General features: G+C 67.9%; 1 protein-coding gene. It reads right to left on the bottom strand.

Annotation, left to right across the window (positions count from 1 at the left end):
- Positions 1 to 495 (bottom strand): hypothetical protein (locus RM844_RS32205; protein ID WP_311670992.1); only part of this gene is annotated, 495 nt, incomplete at both ends.

The raw sequence follows: 495 nt of genomic DNA, 5'->3' as shown, positions 1-495 counted from the left end.
GCAGCAACCGGCCGGGCAGCTGCCAGGGCAGGGAGCTCTCGGCGTTGAGTGCGGCCAGGGCCTGTTCGATCGCCAGGATGGCGTCACGGAAGCGACCACTGTGGGTGGCTGCGACGCCGTCCATGATCTTGGCGATCGCCCATCCGGCGAACTGGCCCGCCGAGGAGAACTCGGCGTATTCGTTGGCCCGCTGCGTGGCGAGCTCCAACCGGCCCGTGTAGGCCAGCGCCAGCACCTCGCCGTAGAACACCATGATGCGGACCATGCCGTCGGTGGTCTTTCGTTCGGCACGGCACCGTGACGCGATCGGCAGGAAGTCGTGACCGCGCCCGATCAGCGGCATCGACAGGCCGGATGCGAACGCCGCGAAATCCACGGCCTGCCGGGGCGCCTCAGGGTTTGCCAGCACCCGTTCGGCTATCTCCAGCCCCTCGGGGATCTTGTTCCGGTGAACGGCCATGCCCGCTCCGGTCGCATCGACGATCAGCTTCAGGA

Origin of the sequence: Streptomyces chisholmiae, assembly GCF_031845445.1 — a bacterium.
Taxonomy (GTDB): Bacteria; Actinomycetota; Actinomycetes; order Streptomycetales; family Streptomycetaceae; genus Streptomyces; species Streptomyces chisholmiae.
The sequence above is the reverse complement of the archived record's forward strand: the minus strand, read 5'-3'. Positions and strand labels throughout refer to the sequence as shown.